Below are 22,868 nucleotides of genomic sequence, written 5' to 3' on the forward strand. Positions count from 1 at the left end.
CTTTCGAACCGCCGTATACCGAACGGTACGTACGGTGGTGTGAGAGGTCGGCGCGGTAACGCGCCTCCTACTCGATTATTTGCTCAGGAAGGAGAAACTATTAATCAAATTTCAAAGTGGATTGTTCTTATTAAAGAAATATATGTTGAAAAGTGCTTGAAATCAAAGAATAAATACGTTATGGTATATACAGGTTGTTCTTTGAAAAGAACAAAATCCTAGATGTCCTTTTTTGAAAAGGAGTGAAAATATGCTAAAGAAGACATTAAGATGGAGTGGAAATGTATTATTTGCTTTATTCGTTCTGTTAAGTGTTTTAGTGTTGGTGTCGACCTTTCAATCAAAAAGTCAGATTGGACAAGTTCCCTCCATCCTTGGTTTTAAAATCATGACCGTGATGACAGGTAGTATGGAGCCGGAAATACACCCCGGAGATATGATTATCGTCAAGGGGAAGGATCCTAGTAAACTCCAAGTAGAGGACGTCATCACGTACCAATTGAACCAACAGACACTCGTAACACATCGAATCGTTGATTTGGTAAAGAAGGATGGGGAAACTCTTTATCAAACAAAAGGTGATGCCAATAATGTGGTGGATCATAACTTTGTGTCCTCAGACCAAATTGTAGGCGTTTTAGCTTTTACGATACCGAAGGCTGGGCATTTGGCCCAAATCTTACAAACCCCTACTGGTATTATCATAATCTCTCTTTTAATTTTGTTGATAATAACGCTTGGAATGATCAAAAAGATGCTAACAGCACAGCGAGAAGAAACTAGTCATACATAATGCATTCCGCCGTTATTACTCATAACTTATTTGATGAAGGAGGTGTCATTTAACTATTTTTAGCAGTTTAATACATTAGTAGAAACGGGAGGATACCATGAAGAAAAAGAGTATTATTGGATTAGTTTCTTTGTTAGTTGTGTGTATTGCAGTTGTAGGTACGATTGCTTACTACTCGCTCAGTTTTAAAAGTGACAAGAATATGGCAACAGCTGCTAGCTTTAAAGTTGAAGCAAAGCATAATGGACAGGCGATTGGTGATGAGCAATTTCAGTTAGATGAGCTTTATCCAGGCATGGAAACAATAGAAGCCTATAGCTTTGAAGTGAATAAGAAAGGTACTGAAGTACCAGTAGAGTATCAAGTGAAGTTAACTCCAACTGGTGAATTGTTCCCTGCAAATGCGAATTCTCCAGTTACCTTTACATTACAGCGTCAACTTGATGGCGAATGGGTATCTCTAGATCATTCAACTGCATTTAAACCGGAAGCTGACGTAGAAAACTATCGTATTTTAGTTGATTGGCCACACAGTGATAATGATATTGATTTTGAAGGTAAAAGTGGAAACATCCGCTTAGAGGTTATTGCAACACAAGTTGAAGCAAGTAGCGCTCAGGTAGCAAAAGAAAAGTATGAGGCAGTAAACGAAGCGTTCCTTGCATTAGATAAAGTTCATAATAACACTTCTTTTAATAGAGGGAACTTTACAAAAGCTCAATCAGACGCAGTGCAAGATTCAATTAATGAGCTAGCTGCTTACGTTGATGGATTAGTAGACGGAAAAACAAAGACTGAATTAAAGGCGAAAGTAGCAGATTTACAAAAAGCCCTAGATGAAAAAGTGGCATCTCGCTATGTGTATTATGAAGTTGTGGAAGAGGAAACACATTTTGAGCAGCTTAAGCTATCTATTTCTGGAGAACTATTCTCCACTGCAAATGGAAGAACACAACATAATAATCCGATGTATACAAATTCTGGTGGAGAGAAAAACACAATTTATTTAAGATACTCTAATTTCTCATTTGTTAAACCTACAGTCGGTGATAAGGTAGATCTGAACTTAAGGTTTAGCAATAACGTGAAAAACATCGATGTAACTTTCACAAACCTTGGTGACGGCAAATGGCAAATTGAGAGTGATTGGTTAGTAGAAAAGAAATAATTGAGGGATAAGTTTTGTCCTTTTGTTCTTTATTAAGAAAAACATGTGCATTATGACGATCTATAACGTTTGAAAAAGGAGGAACCACAATGAAGAAAAAAGCTTTATTCGGCCTAGCTTCCCTCTTAATTATTGCAATTGCGATTGTTGCAACAACAGCTTATTTTACGAAGCAGTTCGTTAGTGACAATAACCCAGCAAAGGCTGCTGTTTTTAATGTGGATGTTGTGGATAGAGATGGTCAAACTATTGGGGACGGAAAGTTCAATCTAGGGGAAGATTTCTTTCCAGGTATGGAGCCTGTTGAAGTGTACAACTTTACAATCAAGAAAAATGATACGAAGCTTCCTGTTGAGTACAGCGTGAACTTCACGCCAAGTGGCGAATTGTTGACTGGAGATACACCTATTGCTCTTGAACTTCAGAAGGATGTAGCGGGTGTGTGGACGAAGGTTGACTACTCCACCACATTTAAGCCAGAAAATGACTCTGAAAGCTACCGCATTCTTGCAAGCTGGCCACATGGTGACAATGACATTGCATTCCAAGGTAAGACTGGAAACATGAAATTAGAGGTTACAGCAACCCAGGTTGATCCTGAAGAGGAAGTTGAAGGACCACCGTATTATACTGGTGAAGTTGCATTTAAGGCAACACCTAACGGCTCTACTAGAAAGACTTCTGAGAAAGAAGTTAATTTTTATGTGAATAAAGAAGGATATAAGGTAATTGAAATCAACAAGGGTGAAACAGCTGGAGATTTTGAAACTAAGGTTGGTAATGTAAAAGTAGTTGGGGAAACCTTTAATGGCAAACTATATTACCGTGTGTATACAGAAAAAGAATACTATGCGAGTGAATCTCAGGTATGGAGAACAAGTACTGTTGATACATCTGTTGATGGGGTAGTAAGGTTTAATGCTGTTCTCGGTCCATACCTATCTATCGAATCTAAAGCTCTATACAATTGGTTTACTTCAAACTAATTTTTACAATGGCATAGGCTGACATTTAAATTGTCAGTCTATGCATCACCATAATCGGGAGGTGACTTGATTGAAAAAAACGATTCTAAGAGCAACTGGATTTTTATCAGCGGGCATATTAATCTCCGCCATTTTACAAGCAAATACTCCTACATTCTCATACTTTACCACCCAATATCAAGATGTAATCAATGTTTCGACTGCTTCAGCGGAAGACCTGATTAAACATGTAGAAGTGATTAAGAAAAAGGATGGTAGTTTAGTAGTTGAGGTGGTCCGTGATAGTGATTATGGTTATCGACCCGATGTCGGCTTTTCGATTGAAGGCGATTTGGCCGAATACATCTTACATATCAATCCAATCAAAGCTGAAAAAAATGGAACTTACACTATTCCGCTCGAAGCCAACATTAACGCCTATCAATTTTTAGAGCTTTTAACAATGAAATTCTCTGGAAAAGAGACAACTGTCAAAGGAAAACTCACTGCAAAGAATTTTGATGGTCAAGTTATCGCAGCAAAGGATATTGAGCTAGACATTGATTATTTGTTAGGTCGAATTGATGATGAAATTGTAAGAAACAATCCAAAATTAGACAAGCTTGATGATCCTAAAGCCATTGAAGAGCTAGCAAACCTGATTGCTTTTTTAGCTAAGGGTGTGAATTTGGAAGAAGAATCGAGTGAAGTTATCGTTAAAACTCTTGCTCCGGATTTACTAGAAAAGCTTGAATCTCAAGAGAAACAATTGGATGAAAGAAACAATGAAATAGTAAAGCTATTGAAGGAAATTGATAAGCTAAAACAGGAAAAAAAGGAACTCCAAACAAGTCTTGAACACGAGCAAAAAGCTTTAGATGCCCCCCCTGTAAAACCTGAAACAAAAGATGATACAACAGAGGAAGTTGAGTAGCATGCTTCGTAACGAAAAAATAATAGATAGTTAGAAGAACGGGAGACGATATCGTAATCCCGTTATTTTTATGTTTTTTAAAGATTAGTAAATGCTGGTTATAGAATATCTATTAAGGTAGTTGCACTTTATGGGGGTCATTCGTATAGTGCTTTATAACTAACTTATAGACATAAAGCGACAAGTTAAGTAATTGTTTTAAATGATTTAGATTTATTGTAGTAAAGGGATATTTCACTAAAGTTTGTATATTCACTGTAAACATTTTATTACAAAAAAGTACAATAGTTGTCGTATTCTTCCGAATTTTAAATATTTATAGAAGGGTTTGACTATAGTAACATTTAGATTGTTTCAATAGCTACCATTAAATGGGTAACGATGGGAGGGGAAAATAGAGTACTAGATATGGTCCTTAAAGATATAAAGATAAGAGAGGGGAATAGGTATTGTCGAAAAATAGGAAGTTTAATAAGCTCTTTACCAGTTTACTAATCTTTGTGCTCGTTTTTTCATTTTTTGCTCCAGGACTTGTATCCGCGGAATCTACCTCTACGAAAGATATTAATTTAGACGAACGGAGATCAGCAATAAAGCAAGTTATTGAAGCGCAGGAAGCTCTTGTTTCGGAAAAACCAACGATTCACCCATCCTTGGTGAACTTAAATGGAAACAAAAAGGTTTCTGTCATTGTACAACTTTCGGAGAATCCAGTTGCTCTTGAAAAAGGGAAAAAAGAACTGAAGGGACAAACATTTTCAGCATCACAGGAGGCGGCTGCTGAAAAGAAAGTTGTTGAACAACAGGCTTCATTTGATAAGAAACTAAAGGAAGCAAGGATTGATGGGAAGAAAGGATACTCCTATCAAAAAGTATTTAATGGTGTGTCTTTAACATTACCAGCAAAGGACATCCAAAAGCTCGTGAATATCAAAGGTGTTGTACGAGTTGAGCCGGATAGTGAACGTTATGCGTTACAAGATATCACACCTGTTGATGATGACGTTTCTGCAACGATGAACACTAGTAATTCTTACTTAGATGTACCTGCGATCTGGGATATGGGCTATGAAGGTGAAAATGTAAAAGTAGCAGTATTAGATACTGGTATTGATTACAACCACCCTGAATTTGAAGGCGTTTATAAAGGTGGTTACAATTTTGTACTACATGGTAACGATTATACTCGCGGCCGCGCTGATAATGATCCATATGAGACAACACCGGAGGATCGACCAGATCATAAGCCAGAAGTCAATTCAACTGGTCACACGTTCTATACAGATCATGGTACTCACGTTGCAGGCACAATTGCTGCTATCGGTGCCAATCCATATGGAATTAAAGGAATTGCACCAAAAGTTGACCTCTACGCGTACCGTGTTCTAGGTGCTTATGGTAGTGGAGCAACTTCTGGAATTATTGCTGGAATTGAGAAGGCTGTAGAAGAAGGTATGGATATTATTAATCTTTCATTAGGTGGAGGAAGTAATAGCGAAACTGCGCCAGATTCTATCGCGATTAACAATGCTGTTCTTAAAGGTGTAACAGCAGTAGTTGCAACAGGTAATAGTGGGCCAGGACGTTCGTCTATCGGAAATCCATCGACTGCTTCTCTAGCTATTTCAGTTGGAAACTCTACTTTACCTTCTGAAACAATACAATCTACTATCACTGTTAAAGCTGGTGATTTCGAGGATGAGTATAATGTAGGCTTAATGGGCTGGACTTTCGCTTCTGACCCAGAAGAGACATTATCAGGAACGTTTGATGTAGTTGCAGTACCAGGACTGGGTGCACCTGCAGACTATAACGGTCTAGATGTAAAAGGAAAAATAGCCCTTGTATCACGTGGAGATATTGCGTTTGTTGATAAGATTGCTGCTGCAAAGGAAGCTGGTGCATTAGGTATCATTATACATAATAATGTTCCAGATGCAGGTCCGGCAGGATTCTTATTAGGGGATTCATTCAAGTTTATCCCGACATACGATATTCCTACCGCAAAAGGAAAGGAATTCAGAGACGCCATTGCTGCTACGGATAACAAGCTTGGTCAAGTAACATTCAGTAATTATGTAAAAGGTACGGTTGCGGGAGACGATATTAACGATTCAAGCTCACGTGGTCCATCCACACCAAACTTTGATATTAAGCCAGACGTCTCAGCACCAGGGACAAATATCATGTCTTCTGTGCCTGCATACGGAAAGGATTATCCTGATGCAGATTATTCGGAAAGCTATGATCGTTTTACTGGTACAAGTATGGCAACACCGCATGTAGCGGGAATCGCAGCATTGCTTTTATCAAAAAATCCAAATTGGGAACCATCTGATATTAAAGTAGCATTATCTAATACTGCAAAACAATTAGACAAAAAATTATATGATGTCTTTGCACAAGGTGCTGGTCGAGTTCAACCACTAGAGGCTATTAATGCTGAAGCTTTAGCATATGCATTAGATACAACAGAGTTTGAAGGCCAGACACATAATCATAAAAAAGGAACCGTTACATTTGGAAAGGTTGTTCCTAATCCAGAAAAAGAAACAGTTATTACAAAGGAAATTGAAGTAAAAGACCTAGTTAGTAAGACCAAAAACTTTGATGTAAGTGTGGAAGTGACCAAAGCTGCAACAGGTGCATTAGAAGACGCTGAGGTTACTGTTAACAAATCATCGTTTACGCTTAACGGCAAAGAAACTCTTACTGTTGCATTAACCGTACCTGCGGGTGAGGATTCACCAGGTAATGAATTACTAGGGTATATCCATATTGTAAGTGAAGGAACAAAACTAGCATTACCATTTGCAGTAGCATTTTCTGACGAAGGTCCGTCAGGGCTGGAGTACTACTTCCTTAATGAGTATGGAATCTCTCCTAATGGTGATGGAAAGCATGAAGAAGCAAGCCTTGAATTAGGGTTGTTGGGGGATGAGGATTTAGTAACCATTGAATTATGGGATGCAGTAAATCCAGAAGGCGGTGCATTTGGAGATGGTTATTTAGGGTTTATGTATCTAGATTCCCTTTCAGCTGGGTATTACACATTAAACGGAATTGATGGCACATACTTCGAGTGGCCGACTGGTGAGCCTGCTGTTGCACCAGAAGGCGTCTACACAGTAGACATGCTGTCATGGAATGCTGAGACATTTGAACCAGAAACATTACTTGGTGATGATGGTCCATTGTTTATTAAAACGTCTTCTCCAGAAATTTCGTTCGACACAGTTGAAGGAGAAATTGAAGGATCTGAAATTACTGTGAAAGGGTTAATCACAGATAAATTTATTGACTTTAAATCAACTGTTGAAGGTTTGTTTGGTATTCCATACGACGTAAATGAACAATTAGATGTTTCGTATGTAGCAACAAATAAAGATGGTAGTACAATTGGTCAGGATTCAATTACAATTGAACAAGACGGTTCATTTGAAATTCCGTTGACAGGTCTTCAGGCGGGTGAAAATACGTTGACACTTGCAGTTGAGGATAGCGTAGCAAACTCTGCAACTCAAGAAGTCAAGCTTCCAGTAAAAGAAGCTGAGAAGCCAAAAGAATTTGCTGTTTCATTAACACCTTCTACAACTGAAGAAACTGAAGGACCAGTTACTGTAAGTGTTGAAACTGACAGTGAAGAGGAACTTGTTGCTCTAAAATGGTTGAAAGGTGAAAAAACGGCAGCAGATTTTGTTGAAGGCGGAATTGATATTAGCCTTGAGGAAAAGAAATTTGATGTAGTTGAAAATGGTACGTACACTGTTTATGCGAAAAATAGTGTGGGTGTAGAAGCGATACAAACAATTACTGTTGAGAATATCGTTGTACCACCAGCACCAATCGCGATTGAATTAACACCGTCAACTACAGAACCGACTGAAGGTCCAATCACTGTAACTGTTACGACAGACAGTGAAGAAGAACTTGAAGTAGTCAAATGGTTAGAAGGACAGAAAGAGGTTTCTGATTTTGCAGAGGCTGGAAATGAAGTAAATCTTGAAACGCTTGCATTTGATGTATCTGCTAACGGTACGTATACTGTATATGCGAAAAATACTGCAGGTGTAGAAGCGGTGCAAACAATTGTTGTGGACAATATTGTTGAACCAGTGAAACCAATTTCAATCGAACTTACTCCATCAACAACAGAACCAACAGGAGGTCCTGTATCGATTACAATTGCAACAGATAGCGAAAGTGATCTAGTCGCAATGAAATGGTTACAAGGTGAAAAAACAGCAACAGACTTTGACAATGCTGGGGCAGACATTGACCCAGAAACAAAAACGTTTGATGTTATTGTAAATGACACATATACAGTTTATGTGAAAAACCTTGAGGGTGCAGAAGCACTAAAAACCATTAAAGTGGAAAATATTGTTGAGCCAACTGAACCAGTTACGATTGAACTTACACCATCCACTACTGAGCCAACAGAAGGTCCAGTTATCATTAAAGTTGATGTAGATGGTGATGTAGTTGCAATGAAATGGTTAGAAGGTGAAAAGACAGTCGCTGATTTCCAAGATGCTGGAATGGATATTGACCTTGAGGAAAAATCCTTTACAGTCATTAAAAATGGTTCGTACACAGTTTACGTGAAAAATAGCGATGGAACTGAATCAGTACAAGTAATAAAAGTGAACAATATTAAACCGAAAGTGGAGCCGGAGAATCCAAGCCCAGGAGATCCGGATCCACAACCAAATCCGGACCCACAAGATCCGAAACCAGAAGATCCTAAACCACAAGATCCGAAGCCGGACAACACAGGAAAACAACCTAATAATTCAGGTAAGAATGGCGATAACCATAACAAAGGAGGAAAGCTTCCAACAACAGCAACTTCCATGTTCAATTACCTTTTAATAGGGGGAGCTTTACTACTTGCTGGCGTTATTGCACTGTTTATTCTGAACAGAAGAAATAAAAATGTTACACTATAATTCTTAATCGAAACCTACCTTTACTGCAAAAAATTTATAGTAGAGGTAGGTTTTTTTATACGAACACACATAAATTTTAAAAGGAGATGAAAATGAAGAAAATCCTACTCTATCTGATTGGCGGGGTCGCATTCATTTGTTTCATCATATTTATTACACAAGAGCAATCCGATGATGTAATAAAAGAGGAGAAGGAAACGATAATAACGGAGGGTGAGGGAGATATGAGAGATAATCGTAAAAAGTTAGGAAAAATCATTAGTTCAAGGAAAAAGGTCATAGGGCCGAATCATCTAAAAGCATCCATTTCAAAAAAGGAAATGAACAATGGAATTTCAATAATTTACGAAATTTATAATGCGGGGGATCAAGATATTCGTTTGCAATTCCCATCTGCTCAGGAGTATGACTATGAAATATATAATGAAGCTGGGGATTTAGTGTACCGTTATTCAGATGAACATGTTTTTGCACAAGTCATTAGGGATGTTTTATTTGCTAAAGGAAAGACGTTAACTTTTGAAGCAGGACTTCCAAAATTAGAAAAAGGTGAATATAGAATATCCATTTGGGCAGCTGCAAGGGGAATGGAAAGTCTGAAAGAAGAATTAACTTTTCGGGTTGAATAAATCTTATTAGGTTTTCATGGGGTCATTAACAGTTTGCTGAGCATATTTCATCCAGTAACTATATACAGATAAACAAGTGACATACCCGTCAATTTCATTTAGAATGGAAATTATAAAGAAACTCAGACAGGAAGGTAAAATATATGAAAACGGCGATTGTAACTGATAGTACAGCTTACATACCACTGGAACTCCGTGAAAAACTTAATATACATATGATTCCGCTAAGTGTCGTATTGGGTGAAGAAAGCTATCGCGAAGAAGTCGACATTACTGCGGAGGCGTTTTACGATGAACTAAAGGCGCGCAAAGAATTGCCAACAACTTCACAGCCGCCAATTGGAGAGTTCGTAGAGTTGTTTGAAAAGCTCGGAAAAGAAAATGATACAATCATCAGCATTCATCTCTCAAGTGGAATTAGTGGGACTTACCAAGGTTCCGTGACAGCGGGCGAGATGGTAGAAGGTGTAAAGGTCTACTCATTTGACTCTGAAATCAGCTGTATGGTACAGGGCTTTTACGCGCTGGAAGCTGCAGAAATGGCGAATGAAGGTAAAGATGCAGCCGAAATTATGGAACGTCTTAATGAAATTAAAAAAACTGTTCGCGCTTATTTTATGGTGGATGATCTGACGAATCTTCAGCGTGGCGGCCGTTTGAGCGGGGCTGCGGCTTTTGTAGGAAGCTTGCTTCAAGTGAAGCCGATCCTTCACTTTGATGATAAATTGATTGTACCTTTTGAAAAAATTCGCACTCGTAAAAAAGCATTGAATCGTGTATTCGAATTATTTGATGAAGATGCGTGTAAGGGTGTGCCAATGCGTGCAGCATTAATTCATGCAAACATCGAAGAGGAAGCAAAGGAATTAAAGGCTGAGCTTGAAAAGAAATATCCACATGTTGAATTTTTACTAAGCTATTTTGGCCCGGTAATTGGAACCCATCTTGGTGAAGGTGCAATTGGGTTAGGATGGTATATGAAATAAAAGATTGCGCCGTACTTTGCGGCGCTGTTTTTTAAAAAAATTGGAGGAACCTTATGAGATTTATACTAGAAAATGAACTATTAATCCCCGAACATTTATCGGACAAGCCTGAAGTCAAACGAATTTCAGACCATGAATCTGGCCACTCCCGACCACTAAATCCCTCTTATGACTACTCTCCACAACTCCAACAACTACTCTACGGCAAGCAAATTTTACTCGAAGAGATTCCATTTTCTCTTGAAGACATACAACAACATTATGTGAATGGTTTTGTGCATTATCGAAAATGCATCACAAAAACAAAAGAAGGGTATTCCTGTGTTCGCTGTGGGAATTCGGACCAAAAGGTTTTTGCGTCGTTTGAATGTGCGCGCTGTTATCAGGAATGTACGTATTGCAGAAAGTGCATTAATATGGGGCGGATGAGTGAATGTACAGTTATGGTAAGTTGGGCGGGGCCAAGTCCGACGATAGAAAGCCCAGATAAACCACTTGTATGGGAAGGAACACTCTCAGCTGGACAACAAAAAGCTTCAACTGAACTTATACGGGCTGTTCAGACAAATGATCAGCTTCTGATTTGGGCCGTCTGTGGAGCAGGAAAAACGGAAATATTATTTGAAGGAATTCAAACTGCACTTCTAGCAGATAAAAAGGTTTGCATCGCCACACCACGCACCGATGTTGTTATTGAGCTTGCTCCCCGAATAAAAGCCGCATTCCCAAAAGTTGATGTCATCGCCTTGTATGGAGGAAGTGAGGATCGTAACAAAACAGCCCCCATTACACTCTCCACAACCCACCAATTGCTTCGCTTTTACAAAGCCTTCGACATGATCATCATCGATGAAGTGGACGCTTTCCCGTATTCCGTGGAGCCGATACTCCAATATGCTGTCAACCAAGCTAAAAAGGATATCTCTTCCACCATCTACCTTACCGCCACTCCAAATAAAACATGGAAAAAAGAAATTTCAGCCGGGAAAAGAAAAGCTGTCACGATTCCTTCGAGGTACCATCGTCAACCATTGCCTGTGCCTAAGTTTGTATGGTGCGGGAACTGGGAGAAAAGACTAAAAAAGAAGAGATTGCCAGGGAATCTGATGGCATGGATTAAGGTACATCTTGAAAAGGGGAAACAGGCTTTTTTGTTTGTCCCACGGATTACATATCTGGAAAGCATCGTCCAAGTTTTGCAGTCTATTGAACCACGAATACAAGGTGTCCATGCCGAGGACCCCGATCGTAAAGAAAAGGTAGCTCGATTTCGTACTGGCGAAATCCCAATTATCGTCACAACGACCATTTTAGAAAGAGGAGTAACTGTTCCGAATATTGATGTGGCCGTCCTGGGCGCAGAGGATCGAATTTTTACGGAGAGTGCATTAGTGCAAATTTCAGGCCGGGTTGGCCGCAGCGCTCAATTTCCAACCGGTCAGATATTATTTTTTCATTTTGGAAGAACAATGGAAATGGTGAAGGCGAAACAGCATATTGAAAAAATGAACAAAGAGGCTCTCCAAAACGGCTTCATTGATTGATTTTGCAGCCCATTTTGATTATGATTAAAGGTAACGGACAAAGAACGAATATGGTGGTGGTTTCCAGTGAAAAAGGTTGTTTATACGTTTGCGCTTTTGTTAATCATCGGTGGAGTATCATTGACAGGGTACTCGGTTTTTCAAATTTGGGATTCAAATCAAGCACAAAAAGAAGCATTGGTTCAAGCAGAGGAACTTATTTCAACGAATCCTGTAGAGGAAGAAGCAAAGAAGGATATGGTAATTCCAACTTTTGAAAAAGGCGAGACAATGGGAGTTTTAGAAGTTCCAAAGCTTGGTGAGAAAATGCCAATTATCGAGGGAACGGATGAGGATGAGCTGGCAAAGGGTGTGGGGCATTATCTCGGCACCGCGCTACCTACGCAAAATGATCAAATCGTTCTATCCGGTCACCGCGATACAACCTTTAGACGTTTTGATGAACTTGAGATCGGTGACACTTTTGTTGTGAAAATGCCATACGGTGATTTTACCTATGAAATTGTGGACACAAAAATCGTGGATGCGGACGACCGGACCATCATTAAATCAACGGCCCCAAATGAGGAGCTTGTAGTGACAACCTGTTATCCATTCGGATACATTGGAAACGCGCCACACCGCTTTATTTTCTATGGAAAAATGGTGAATTGACCTTGTGACCCCTAAGCCGGACGGAATCTGGCATAGGGGTTTTTGGATAGGTCCAAAGTATAGTTTTTCAAGCGTTTAAAAGGAATATTACAAAGTGATGTCAAATTAATGGAGGAGGACAAAATCATTTCCAATTTATGTTTATCATGTAATAATGAAAAAAGATAAAGAGAATGGAGAGGTTCATATGAAGGTTTTTAATGCAATGGAGCCATTAGTAGCTGAAGCAATTAATGATAATTGGTCTGAATTTAACCTGCCTTGTAAATGTGAACAGTGTAAAAATGATGTATTTGCCCTCACGCTTAATAATATACAGCCGCGTTATGTCTCGAAAGATAGTGGTATGGCGTATGTTCGTGCTCAATATTTTAATAAACAAATGATGGCTAATATCTATGTGAAAATCGCAGAAGCCGTGAACATCGTAGCAAAAAATCCTCAATGCGCTAATTTTCAAAGGAACTAACCGATGTCTACATGTATACTTTGTCATCAATATTTTGAAGAAGTGGATTCATGGGCATCCTTGTTTTCTCTAGTAGAACCTGATCCACTTTGTTCTACTTGTAGTGAGAAATTCGAAATCATAGAAGGTGAACTTTGTGAATGTTGCGGACGACCTTTTTTGGGTGTGGCAGATGAATATCGCGAAGGAAACCTCTGCTATGACTGCGTTCGGTGGGACCAGGATTCTCGTTGGCAGGGTGTCCTCACAAAGAACCGGTCGATTTACCTCTATAATGACTTTGCAAAAGATGTGATCTCCCTCTATAAATTCCGCGGTGATTATGTAATTTCTTCCATCTTTAAAACCCCTCTTAAAAAAGCTTTCCACACTCATTTTAATTCTTCCCATCTTGTTGTTCCCATTCCATTAAGTGACGAGCGATTGTATGAACGTGGATTTAACCAGGCCAAGGCGCTAGCAGCATTGTTAGATGTGCAGGTACATGAAATGCTTGCGAGGACTCACCTTGAGAAGCAATCGAAAAAGAGCCGTTCCGAGCGAATTCTTGCCGAAAATGTATTCCGTGTGACTGGAGAGGTTCAGGGTAAAGAAATATTGTTAGTGGATGATATTTATACAACGGGATCGACGCTGAGGCATGCGGGAAAAGTGTTGCTAGAAGCTGGAGCGAAATCAGTCTCCACTTTGACTTTGATGAGGGGATAGTCATTTCAAAAAACTTTCACTATAAACTCCTTTAAAACCACCGATATAATAGATAGAAAAAAGGTGATTGAGGAGAGAGTCAGAATGGCAGAACTAGCGAATTGCCCAAATTGTGGCAGTGTTTTTGTGAAAACGAATCTACGTGATGTTTGTGAAACATGCTATAAAGAAGAAGAAATCGCATTCGAAACAGTTTATACGTTCATTAGAAAAAAAGAAAATCGGACAGCTACCATTTTTGAGACCTCAGAGGGCACGGGTGTTGATGAGGAATTAATCATCAAATTTATTAAGACAGGCAGATTGCGTCTGGCGCAATTTCCAAACCTTGGATATCCTTGTCAAAAATGTCGTACTATAATTAGGGAAGGAAATTTATGTGATGAATGTGTAAATGAACTTCGCAGTGAATTATCAACTTTCGAAAAAGAGCAGAAACGAATCCAGGAACTACGAAATCGTGAAAAAAGAACGTATTTTGTTGATAAATAATCTAAACTTTTTCATGTCGCTGCCGATATTATTAAAAAGAAATAAAGTTCGGATAGAAAGCGAGGTTTTACAATGAAAATTAACCAGTTCGGACCAGTCGGAATGAATCCATATAAGAAGCAGATGAACAAGGTTGCTGCTACAGAAAAATCAACTCAGACAGACAAAGTCGAGATTTCTTCTGCTGCAAAACAGTTACAAGAAACATCACCTATAACCGTTGAACGCCAGCAAAAGGTTGAAGCCCTAAAGCAACAAATACAAAGCGGTACATATAAAGTGAACGTAGAGGACGTTGGGAAGAGCGTTTACGATTTTTATTTTAAAAAGTAATGTAAAAAAGGAGGGTCATTATGTCAGCTGAAAACTTAGTCTCAACGCTCAAAAAGATACTTATTTTACATCAAAACCTATTGAAGCTGTCCGAGCGAAAAACAGAAATTCTGAAAAAAGGCGACATCGATGCCCTCAACGAACAAATGAAAGAAGAACAAAAATACATTTTAGCGATCAAGCAAATGGAAAATGAACGGATGACCATTGTTGATAAATGGCTTGGACCACGAGTTCAAGAGAAGACATTATCAAAATGTATCGAAGTTGCTGAAGACCCAATTCGTTCGGAGTTGATCGAATTACAAGAAGACCTGCTTAAAGTGACACAAGAATTAAAAGTAGTTAATGAATTAAATCAACAGCTAACACACCAGTCATTGCAGTATGTGAACATGTCGTTGGACATGTTACTGCCACAGGAACAAACCGCTACTTACGGAAACCCAGCGGGTACAAAAGAGAAAAAGCAAACACGCTCAATGTTCGATTCGAAAGCTTAACTTATTCAGTGGTGGTTTACCGAGAATAAGTAAAGGCCTTCGGCGGATGCCACAGATTTTTAAAGGAACTTTTCGAGCAAGCTCGAAAAAATCTGGGCGCAAATACGCCAAGGCGCATTTGATTTATTGGAGGATGGAAAAATGGTATCAACCTTTCATGGACTAGAAACAGCACGCCGCGGCATGATGACCCAGCAAAGTGCGTTATATACAACTGGACACAATATCGCAAATGCAAGCACACCTGGCTACACAAGACAGCGTGTCAACTTCACCCAAACAACTCCATATCCATCTCCTGGTCTAAATGCACCAAAATTTCCAGGTCAGCTTGGAACAGGTGTTGAGGCTGGTACGATCCAACGTGTGCGTGAGAGCTTTATAGACGCACAATTCCGGGGTGAGCAAACGAAAACCAGTTACTGGGGAACACGCGCAAGTGCCTTAGGAAAGATGGAAGAAATAATGAATGAGCCAACGGAAACCGGTCTTGCAAACACATTGAACCAGTTTTGGCAATCCCTGCAGGATTTAGCGGCTAACCCAGAAGACCAAGGTGCACGTTCGGTTGTGCGCCAGCGTGGTGAAATGGTGGCAAACACGTTCAACTATCTATCAAACTCATTAACTGCGATAAAGGACGATTTTGGCAAGCAAATCAGTGTAACTGTGAAAACAGTAAACTCGCTTTCTGACCAAATTAGTAAGATTAATAAGCAAATCTCCGAGATTGAACCGGTTGGATATTTGCCAAATGATTTATACGACGAACGTGATCGGTTAATTGATGAGCTTTCGAAGTATGTTGAAATTAAGGTTCATCCACCAAGAAGCAGCGGTGGTGATTCATTACCAGTTGCCGAAGGAATCTTAGATATTTCAATCGTTGGTGAAAACGGGACTGAGACGAAACTGATAGATGGAAGTAATTTTAAAAAGCTCTCAGTCGTACCAGCAATCGATTCAGATGGTGATGGAGTAAATGATCAACCAACGGGTCCTGTTACAGGATTTCAATTAGATGGACAAGCTGTTCCATTTATTCGTAGCGGAGAAATGAAGGCATTAGTTGAAGCATACGGGTATATGGAAAACGGCGAGGAAAAAGGCATTTACAACAAAATGCTAGATGACTTGGATAAAATGGCATATTCGTTTGTCACACAGTTCAATGCTGTGCATAGTCAAGGGTATACGTTGAAGACTTCAACAGATGAAAGTAATTCAGGTGGCGACTTCTTTGAACCGTTTAACAATGGATATAAAAACGCAGCAGCAACAATAAGCGTTTCTTCTAACATAGACAATTTAAGTAATATCGCTTCTTCAAATGCACCTGGGGAATCAGGGAATGGCTTGAATGCTACAAATCTAGCAAATGTAAAGAACACTGATTTTAGTAATATACCAGGTTCAGAAATTAAGGCAGGTAGTATTCAATCGTTCTACGAATCTCTTATTGGATCAATGGGAGTAGACTCTCAGGAAGCAATCCGTATGGCGGATAATGCGGCAGTACTGAAGGATTCTGTAGAGAACCGCCGTCAATCTGTTAGTGCGGTCTCATTAGATGAAGAAATGACGAACTTGATCAAATTTCAGCATGCCTACAACGGGTCTGCAAGAATGATTACAGTACTCGACGAAATGCTTGATCGAGTCATTAACGGCCTAGGCACTGGTGGAAGGTAGGTGTAAACAATGCGCGTAACACAATCGATGCTAACGAATAACATGTTGCGAAATCTAAGCAACAGCTATGAAAGACTTGGAAAATACCAGGACCAATTAAATACACAAAAGAAAATCACAAAGCCATCTGATGATCCAGTAGTTGCTATTAAAGGAATGCGTTATCGTACAGACCTTAAGGAAATCGAACAATATCAGCGAAATCTTTCTGAAGCTTACACTTGGATGGAGTCAGCCGATGATGCGATGGATAAGATGACACAGGCGCTTCATCGAGTGCGGGAGTTGACTGTACAGGCTAGTACAGGAACGAATGGACCTGATGAAAAAGCGAATATTGCAGTTGAGATTGAGCAATTAAAAGAGCATATTGCAACAATTGCGAATACAAAGGTTGGGAATAAGTTTATTTTCAATGGTACAAATACAACAGAAGCACCGGTTGATTTAGCTACTACTACTATTTCAATGTCAAATGCTGATGTATTGCTTGAAGTTTCTAAAGGTATACACATGAATGTGAATGTAAAAGCTAAGGACCTTTTACAAGGTAGTAATACAAACGATATTTTTACCGAGCTTGATAATTTAATTAATGATCTTAACTCCGATGGAGATGTAGGAAAATATCTAGATACAATAGATTCTCATGTATCCAATGTCGTAGCAAATCGTGCAGATTTGGGGGCAAGATTTAATCGCATAGAACTCATTGATGACAGACTAAGTTCGCAAGAGGTGATTGCAACTAAGATTATCTCTGAAAATGAGGATGCTGAAATGGAAAAAGTGATTATTAACTTAACAACTGCGGAAGCAGTACACCGTGCAGCCCTTGGAGTAGGCGCAAAAATTATGCAACCAACACTAATGGACTTTTTACGTTAAGCTATCTTTTTAGGAGATAGCTTTTTTATTAGAGGTGAAACTATGGAGTTAGCGCAAATACGCTTAGAATCACAGAATGCAAAAATAGGTATGCGAACTATAAAACCAGTACAAGAGATCAAGCAACCTAAAGCGGATTTATCAATCGAACAGCCAAAGGCCGAGGTGAAGATAGAAACTACACCGGGAAAGCTGACAATTGATCAAACTGAAGCATGGGCAGATATGGATTTAAAGCATATTTCTCGTCGCATCGCGGAAGCAGCCGACAAAGGGTACCAAGATTCACTCGAAGGAATTGCAAGACGAGCACAAGAAGGCCAGGAACTCATGACAATAGAGAATGGTGGAAATCCAATCGCACAAATTGCCAAAAGAAATAGCGAAGGACCTGAGCTTCAGTTTAACGTAGGATGGATACCATCTCACTTTAGTGTTAAGACTAATTATGTTCCGGCCGAGGTAGACATTGAAGTGAATGTGAAAAATCCAAATATAAATGTCGGGATTAACAAACCAATTCACGAATACACTCCTGGAAAAGTAAATATTACTTTGGAACAAAGACAATCATTGAAAGTTGATTTTGCTAATTTAAAATATATCGGTGTAAACTACGAGCAACAGATTTAAAAAAAGGTTGGGAAGAAATGAAAATTGATACGAAATATCATGGTGAGATACATATAGAAGAAAAAGATATAATTACGTTTGCGAATGGAATACCTGGATTTTTAGAAGAAAAAAAATTTATCTTTTTACCCTTTGGTGAGGATACAGGTATTTCAATTATGCAATCTGTTAGTAATGCTGGACTAGCCTTCGTTGTTACGAACCCATTTCTCTTTTTAAAAGAATATGATTTTACAATTGACGATCAAGTGGTTGAACAGCTCCAACTCGAATCAGTAAAAGATGTTACGGTTTATGTGATACTAACCGTTCAAGATCCATTTGAAAATACAACAGCGAATATGCAAGCTCCTGTTGTTATAAATTCAAGAAAACAATTAGCTAAGCAAGTTATTTTAACAAATACTTCATATCAAACAAAGCATTTAATCTTTGAAAAAGGAAAAGTATCAGCTAAATAGGAGGTGGGAGAATGCTTGTATTAACTAGAAAAATCAATGAATCAATAAAAATTGGTGATGATATTGAAATTACAATATTATCAGTGAGTGGAGAACAAATTAAAATCGGAATAGAAGCACCAAAACATATTGAAATCCACCGGAAAGAAGTTTATCTAGATATTCAAAATGAAAACAACCAAGCCTCCCAAACTTCAATTGATTTGTTAAAACAACTGAATATCAATTTTAAGAATACCCGTTAAACTATAAATGATAGCGGGTATTTTTATTTGCGAAATATTTGTTGAAAATAATCTAAAAATCTATTAAACAATTACAAAACATGTCGATATTAAGTATGTAAAACAAATAAGTATAAAAGGCGGCCGACTTTTGTACTATTTGTAAATATATTTAATTCCACAAGGATGTGGGATTACAAACATTCAAGGAGGAAATAAGAAATGAGAATTAATCATAATATTGCAGCGCTTAACACGTATCGTCAGTTGAATAGTGCATCAAATGCTCAAGCAAATTCAATGGAGAAATTATCTTCTGGCCTACGTATTAATAAAGCTGGAGACGACGCAGCTGGTCTAGCAATCTCTGAAAAAATGCGTGGACAAATTCGCGGATTAGACCAAGCAGCAAGTAATGCTCAAGATAGTATCTCACTAATTCAAACAGCTGAAGGTGCATTAAATGAAACGCATTCCATCTTGCAACGTATGCGTGAATTATCCGTTCAATCATCTAATGATACTAATACAGCAGATGATCGTGCAGAAATCCAAAAAGAGGTTGACCAGTTAAAAGAAGAAATCAATCGTATTTCTGATACAACAGAGTTTAATACTAAGAAACTATTAAATGGTAATGTAGCAAGTACAGCTACTGTTAGTGGTACAAACACTGCTAATATTGATTCCGCTGATGTAACTAACGCAAAATTAGCAAGTGGGGTTTATACACTTACAGTAGAAAACTCTGCAAACACAGAAATTACGGATGAAGTAGATGCTGGAACAGGAATTCAATCAGGTGATATTACAGCCACTGCTGCGAGTGCAAGTTATGGACAATATCAAGTTAAAGTTTCAGACGACACTGAAAATGCTGGTAGAAAAATAGTTACCCTTATTAATGCAGCCAATGGAGAAGAAGTGGGCTCACAATCTAACGTAGACTATGGTACTGACTCTGTAACTTTAGGTGGTTTTACAATTGATACAGCTAACGGTACAGGAAACGGAACATATAGCTTTGAATATGAAGGTGACCATGACTTTAAATTAGCTGATAGTAGTGGTAATGTAATTGCTACACAAAGTTTTACTGATTTAAATAAATCTGATATTGAAATTGCTGGTATCAAGGTTTCCTTTAATGGAGATATTACAGATGGTTCAAATACAACAATAACAATAGCTAACAATTCTTTAACAACACACATTGGTGCAAATAAAGACCAAACAATGAGCATTAATATTAACGACATGTCCTCGAATGCGCTTGGTGTGGATAGTCTTGATTTAACTTCACAATCTGGTGCAGAAAGTGCTATTGAAGCTCTTGATAGTGCAATAAGATCAGTTTCAGGAGAACGATCAAAACTTGGTGCATTCCAAAATCGTTTAGAGCATACAATTAACAACTTGAACACATCTTCTGAAAACTTAACAGCTTCAGAATCTCGTATACGTGACGTTGATTATGCTTTAGCTGCCTAGGCAGTAACAAGCACAGTCGTCCTGGCTGGTAACGGCTAGTGATTATTATCGGGTGAATTGCTGGAAAACCCTTAGAGCTTTTCTAACCACAACGTAGTTGGAAACAACAAGCGTGACGGTTTGAAAAAAGAAAAGATTGGGCAATCAGCAGCCAAGCTCCTGTCTCGAAAGAGTGGAGAAGGTTCAACGACTAGGATAAACCATCTAAGGCGAAAAGCTATGATGATGAAATCCATAGGTGAAGCAATGGTCATCAGCATTGTGGATCCGAAGTGCCCGACCCCTACTAGATTGCTAGAGGGTGAAGATATAGTCTAGTCATTTGTGAAAGCAAATGTTCGCACGATGGCGAAAGAAATGATGAACCAAACTAAGAATTCTATTCTTTCTCAAGCAGCACAAGCAATGTTGGCTCAATCTAATCAAATGCCTCAAGGTGTGTTACAACTCTTGAGATAATGATTGAAGGGCGTCTAGCTTGGTAACGAGCTAGAGGATAACTGGGTGAATTGCTGGAACTTCCTAAAGCTTCATCAACCACAACGTAATTGGAAACGGTCAGCGTGATGGTGTAAAAATGATGAAGATGAAACAATGGATAATCAGCAGCCAAGCTCCTGTGAGGAAACTCTGGAGAAGGTCCAACGACTAGGGAAAACGGTCTAAGGCGAGTGCTATGACTATGAATCTCGTAGGACAGCAATTGCTGTTCGAAGTGCCCAGCTCCATATAGAATATGGATGAAGATATAGTCTATTCTGTAATCGAAAGATACAGTCGCAAAGCAAGCAAACCAACAACCACAAGGAGTTTTACAACTTCTTCGTTAATATTAAATCTAATTGGCTCCAGGCTTTGTCTGGAGCCAATTTTTTGGAGGAAAAGCTAATTTTGAATTATTTTATGATGCCAATACTCAATAGCTTCTCCTTTTGTAAAACCAGTTCTGTTTTGGAATAATGCAATATATGATAATTCTTCCTTATTCAATTCAATTTGATAGGAATTCGTTTCATTTCTTTTTTCGAGAAGGTTAAGTGAGTAAAATTGATATACATCTTCCATATCTAATTTGTTGTACATTTGATTATTAGCAGAGTGTATAAGCTTTTTGATCTCTTTTGTAGGTTTATTAAAATTTATTTTTGATGAAATATACAATGATGTTCTATGTTTTGAAGGTAAAGTTGAATGGGCGAAGGTGTTTTGGAAGATATCCTTACGCTTGATTACAATGTGAGATCTAATTATTGATAAAAAATAAAGTATAGATGGTTTGTCATATAGGACTAGCCTTTTCTGACCATCAATTGAAAAAGATATAGAATATCTCTCTTTTATTAAATCTTTTAGAAACTCTATCTCATGAGTAGAAAAAGATTCAGTTGAAATTACCACCTTTTCTGGGTTGTTTTTCTTTAATTTTAAATTCCCATCATCCTGGTACCACCATGCGAGACATATTGGAGATAGTACTCTCTGAATCAAATCAAAGGGCAATATCTTCACGTTGTTTGAATACCATAATTCTTTTAACAGAACATATAAATCATTAACTGTAGATTGTACATAGAATTGGTCTGAGAAGCCTGCCACCAATCGTTGATCAAACACTCTTCTAAATTTTGGAGGGCTAAGTTTAATATATTCACTTAAATATTGGTAGCTTGTTAAACACCATAATCTATCTTTTCTAGTGTGACCAAATCTAAAGCGTGGTGATTTATTTTTCTCTATTAAAATATTGCCGTCTCCCAAGAGTTTTCCAGTTAACATTTCTATGAGTTTTTGATCATAGTTTTTAATAAGATAATCTATTAATTTTCCATCCACCAATATCGCCTACTTCCATACATATAGGAACGTACGTTCTTTATGTTTTAATTATATCATTTCTAATATCATTAATCTCTCCAAATCACTAAAAATTTTCTCTTACAATCCGATATAACTAATAAAGGCCCGTTCGTTTAGGAGGAAATTAAATGTCGATCGATAATATCTCTTCTAGCACAACGATGAACTTCAACACAGACTATTCTCAATCAAAAAAATCATATGAATCTGAATTCAAAGGGGCTACCCTGAGTGACACGGAACCAACCCTTTTGTCTAAGAAAAACTCAAAAGATAATGTCCAACAGGTCATTGATAGCCTTAATAAATTTTTAGAACCAAATAATACTTCCTTGAAGTTTGAGCTTCACGAGCAATTAAACGAATACTATGTGACAATTGTGAACAATGATACACATGAGGTGGTACGTGAAATCCCTTCTAAGAAAATACTAGATATTTATGCTGCAATGACTGAATTTCTTGGTTTTGTGGTAGATAAAAAGATTTAAA

Annotated in this window: 24 protein-coding genes; 23 read left to right on the plus strand and 1 reads right to left on the minus strand. The window is 38.3% G+C overall.

Annotated elements, in window-relative coordinates; all coding sequences use genetic code 11:
• From ACR65M_RS04795 to ACR65M_RS04900, 22 genes are all read left to right on the plus strand, one after another.
• Positions 1-222 (plus strand): hypothetical protein (locus tag ACR65M_RS04795; RefSeq protein ID WP_440272696.1); only part of this gene is annotated, 222 nt, incomplete at its 5' end.
• Between the two features lie 28 nt (positions 223-250).
• Positions 251-793 carry a signal peptidase I gene (locus tag ACR65M_RS04800; protein ID WP_440272697.1) on the plus strand — a complete coding sequence of 181 codons (543 nt, stop codon included), beginning with the start codon at positions 251-253 and terminating at the stop codon, positions 791-793.
• 97 nt (positions 794-890) lie between these two features.
• The gene (locus ACR65M_RS04805; protein ID WP_440272698.1) at positions 891-1,961 is read left to right on the plus strand and encodes a hypothetical protein; all 1,071 of its coding nucleotides are present in this window, start codon (positions 891-893) and stop codon (positions 1,959-1,961) included.
• 89 nt (positions 1,962-2,050) lie between these two features.
• Entirely contained in the window at positions 2,051-2,947 is an 897-nt protein-coding gene (locus ACR65M_RS04810) for a hypothetical protein (RefSeq protein WP_440272699.1), read from the plus strand.
• Between the two features lie 70 nt (positions 2,948-3,017).
• A complete protein-coding gene (locus ACR65M_RS04815; protein WP_440272700.1) occupies positions 3,018-3,860 on the plus strand; it encodes a hypothetical protein in 843 nt (280 codons plus the stop codon).
• Between the two features lie 449 nt (positions 3,861-4,309).
• Positions 4,310-8,812 (plus strand): S8 family serine peptidase, encoded by a 4,503-nt coding sequence (locus tag ACR65M_RS04820; RefSeq protein ID WP_440272701.1) that lies wholly within the window; start codon positions 4,310-4,312, stop codon positions 8,810-8,812.
• A 92-nt stretch (positions 8,813-8,904) separates the two neighbouring features.
• Complete coding sequence (locus tag ACR65M_RS04825) at positions 8,905-9,441, plus strand: BsuPI-related putative proteinase inhibitor (RefSeq protein WP_341332973.1); 537 nt, start codon at positions 8,905-8,907, stop codon at positions 9,439-9,441.
• Between the two features lie 143 nt (positions 9,442-9,584).
• Complete coding sequence (locus ACR65M_RS04830; protein WP_440272702.1) at positions 9,585-10,427, plus strand: DegV family protein; 843 nt, start codon at positions 9,585-9,587, stop codon at positions 10,425-10,427.
• A gap of 53 nt (positions 10,428-10,480) precedes the next feature.
• Complete coding sequence (locus ACR65M_RS04835; protein ID WP_440272703.1) at positions 10,481-11,971, plus strand: ATP-dependent helicase ComFA; 1,491 nt, start codon at positions 10,481-10,483, stop codon at positions 11,969-11,971.
• 66 nt (positions 11,972-12,037) lie between these two features.
• On the plus strand, positions 12,038-12,625 hold the full coding sequence (srtD, locus tag ACR65M_RS04840) for a class D sortase, LPxTATN-specific (protein ID WP_341332970.1): 588 nt from the start codon (positions 12,038-12,040) through the stop codon (positions 12,623-12,625).
• Positions 12,626-12,779: 154 nt separating this feature from the next.
• Positions 12,780-13,094: a late competence development ComFB family protein gene (locus ACR65M_RS04845; protein WP_440272704.1), complete on the plus strand. Its 315-nt coding sequence runs from the start codon at positions 12,780-12,782 to the stop codon at positions 13,092-13,094.
• A 3-nt stretch (positions 13,095-13,097) separates the two neighbouring features.
• Positions 13,098-13,802 (plus strand): ComFC family protein, encoded by a 705-nt coding sequence (locus ACR65M_RS04850; protein WP_440272705.1) that lies wholly within the window; start codon positions 13,098-13,100, stop codon positions 13,800-13,802.
• Positions 13,803-13,886: 84 nt separating this feature from the next.
• A complete protein-coding gene (locus tag ACR65M_RS04855) occupies positions 13,887-14,294 on the plus strand; it encodes a TIGR03826 family flagellar region protein (protein ID WP_341332967.1) in 408 nt (135 codons plus the stop codon).
• A 72-nt stretch (positions 14,295-14,366) separates the two neighbouring features.
• Positions 14,367-14,627 carry a flagellar biosynthesis anti-sigma factor FlgM gene (flgM, locus tag ACR65M_RS04860; protein WP_440272706.1) on the plus strand — a complete coding sequence of 87 codons (261 nt, stop codon included), beginning with the start codon at positions 14,367-14,369 and terminating at the stop codon, positions 14,625-14,627.
• A gap of 20 nt (positions 14,628-14,647) precedes the next feature.
• Positions 14,648-15,130 carry a flagellar protein FlgN gene (locus ACR65M_RS04865; RefSeq protein ID WP_440272707.1) on the plus strand — a complete coding sequence of 161 codons (483 nt, stop codon included), beginning with the start codon at positions 14,648-14,650 and terminating at the stop codon, positions 15,128-15,130.
• Positions 15,131-15,271: 141 nt separating this feature from the next.
• Positions 15,272-16,822 (plus strand): flagellar hook-associated protein FlgK, encoded by a 1,551-nt coding sequence (gene flgK / locus ACR65M_RS04870; RefSeq protein ID WP_440272708.1) that lies wholly within the window; start codon positions 15,272-15,274, stop codon positions 16,820-16,822.
• 9 nt (positions 16,823-16,831) lie between these two features.
• Positions 16,832-17,710, plus strand: coding sequence for a flagellar hook-associated protein FlgL (flgL, locus tag ACR65M_RS04875; RefSeq protein WP_440272709.1), 879 nt, complete (start codon positions 16,832-16,834; stop codon positions 17,708-17,710).
• Positions 17,711-17,752: 42 nt separating this feature from the next.
• Entirely contained in the window at positions 17,753-18,343 is a 591-nt protein-coding gene (locus ACR65M_RS04880) for a DUF6470 family protein (RefSeq protein WP_440272710.1), read from the plus strand.
• A gap of 17 nt (positions 18,344-18,360) precedes the next feature.
• A complete protein-coding gene (fliW, locus tag ACR65M_RS04885; protein ID WP_440272711.1) occupies positions 18,361-18,804 on the plus strand; it encodes a flagellar assembly protein FliW in 444 nt (147 codons plus the stop codon).
• An 11-nt stretch (positions 18,805-18,815) separates the two neighbouring features.
• Entirely contained in the window at positions 18,816-19,049 is a 234-nt protein-coding gene (gene csrA / locus ACR65M_RS04890; RefSeq protein ID WP_099354877.1) for a carbon storage regulator CsrA, read from the plus strand.
• 201 nt (positions 19,050-19,250) lie between these two features.
• Complete coding sequence (locus ACR65M_RS04895) at positions 19,251-20,519, plus strand: flagellin N-terminal helical domain-containing protein (RefSeq protein WP_440272712.1); 1,269 nt, start codon at positions 19,251-19,253, stop codon at positions 20,517-20,519.
• A 324-nt stretch (positions 20,520-20,843) separates the two neighbouring features.
• A complete protein-coding gene (locus ACR65M_RS04900) occupies positions 20,844-20,978 on the plus strand; it encodes a flagellin (RefSeq protein ID WP_034329040.1) in 135 nt (44 codons plus the stop codon).
• A 426-nt stretch (positions 20,979-21,404) separates the two neighbouring features.
• Here the strand turns inward: ACR65M_RS04900 and ACR65M_RS04905 are convergent, their stop codons facing one another.
• On the minus strand, positions 21,405-22,352 hold the full coding sequence (locus ACR65M_RS04905) for an endonuclease (RefSeq protein WP_440272713.1): 948 nt from the start codon (positions 22,350-22,352) through the stop codon (positions 21,405-21,407).
• A gap of 152 nt (positions 22,353-22,504) precedes the next feature.
• Between ACR65M_RS04905 and flaG the strand changes: the two genes are divergently transcribed.
• The gene (gene flaG / locus ACR65M_RS04910; RefSeq protein ID WP_440272714.1) at positions 22,505-22,867 is read left to right on the plus strand and encodes a flagellar protein FlaG; all 363 of its coding nucleotides are present in this window, start codon (positions 22,505-22,507) and stop codon (positions 22,865-22,867) included.
• The last annotated feature ends 1 nt before the right edge of the window (position 22,868 follow it).

The organism is Ferdinandcohnia sp. SAFN-114 (assembly GCF_059415045.1).

What these genes read in the sequence shown, in the direction of transcription:
- ACR65M_RS04845 (WP_440272704.1), top strand. Translation starts at nt 12,780, where the DNA reads ATGAAAAAAGATAAAGAGAATGGAGAGGTTCATATGAAGGTTTTTAAT.
- flgK (WP_440272708.1), top strand. Translation starts at nt 15,272, where the DNA reads ATGGTATCAACCTTTCATGGACTAGAAACAGCACGCCGCGGCATGATG.
- csrA (WP_099354877.1), top strand. Translation starts at nt 18,816, where the DNA reads ATGCTTGTATTAACTAGAAAAATCAATGAATCAATAAAAATTGGTGAT.
- flaG (WP_440272714.1), top strand. Translation starts at nt 22,505, where the DNA reads ATGTCGATCGATAATATCTCTTCTAGCACAACGATGAACTTCAACACA.
- ACR65M_RS04800 (WP_440272697.1), top strand. Translation starts at nt 251, where the DNA reads ATGCTAAAGAAGACATTAAGATGGAGTGGAAATGTATTATTTGCTTTA.
- flgL (WP_440272709.1), top strand. Translation starts at nt 16,832, where the DNA reads ATGCGCGTAACACAATCGATGCTAACGAATAACATGTTGCGAAATCTA.
- ACR65M_RS04855 (WP_341332967.1), top strand. Translation starts at nt 13,887, where the DNA reads ATGGCAGAACTAGCGAATTGCCCAAATTGTGGCAGTGTTTTTGTGAAA.
- fliW (WP_440272711.1), top strand. Translation starts at nt 18,361, where the DNA reads ATGAAAATTGATACGAAATATCATGGTGAGATACATATAGAAGAAAAA.
- ACR65M_RS04835 (WP_440272703.1), top strand. Translation starts at nt 10,481, where the DNA reads ATGAGATTTATACTAGAAAATGAACTATTAATCCCCGAACATTTATCG.
- ACR65M_RS04825 (WP_341332973.1), top strand. Translation starts at nt 8,905, where the DNA reads ATGAAGAAAATCCTACTCTATCTGATTGGCGGGGTCGCATTCATTTGT.
- ACR65M_RS04895 (WP_440272712.1), top strand. Translation starts at nt 19,251, where the DNA reads ATGAGAATTAATCATAATATTGCAGCGCTTAACACGTATCGTCAGTTG.
- ACR65M_RS04830 (WP_440272702.1), top strand. Translation starts at nt 9,585, where the DNA reads ATGAAAACGGCGATTGTAACTGATAGTACAGCTTACATACCACTGGAA.
- ACR65M_RS04805 (WP_440272698.1), top strand. Translation starts at nt 891, where the DNA reads ATGAAGAAAAAGAGTATTATTGGATTAGTTTCTTTGTTAGTTGTGTGT.
- ACR65M_RS04810 (WP_440272699.1), top strand. Translation starts at nt 2,051, where the DNA reads ATGAAGAAAAAAGCTTTATTCGGCCTAGCTTCCCTCTTAATTATTGCA.
- flgM (WP_440272706.1), top strand. Translation starts at nt 14,367, where the DNA reads ATGAAAATTAACCAGTTCGGACCAGTCGGAATGAATCCATATAAGAAG.
- ACR65M_RS04880 (WP_440272710.1), top strand. Translation starts at nt 17,753, where the DNA reads ATGGAGTTAGCGCAAATACGCTTAGAATCACAGAATGCAAAAATAGGT.
- ACR65M_RS04865 (WP_440272707.1), top strand. Translation starts at nt 14,648, where the DNA reads ATGTCAGCTGAAAACTTAGTCTCAACGCTCAAAAAGATACTTATTTTA.
- ACR65M_RS04850 (WP_440272705.1), top strand. Translation starts at nt 13,098, where the DNA reads ATGTCTACATGTATACTTTGTCATCAATATTTTGAAGAAGTGGATTCA.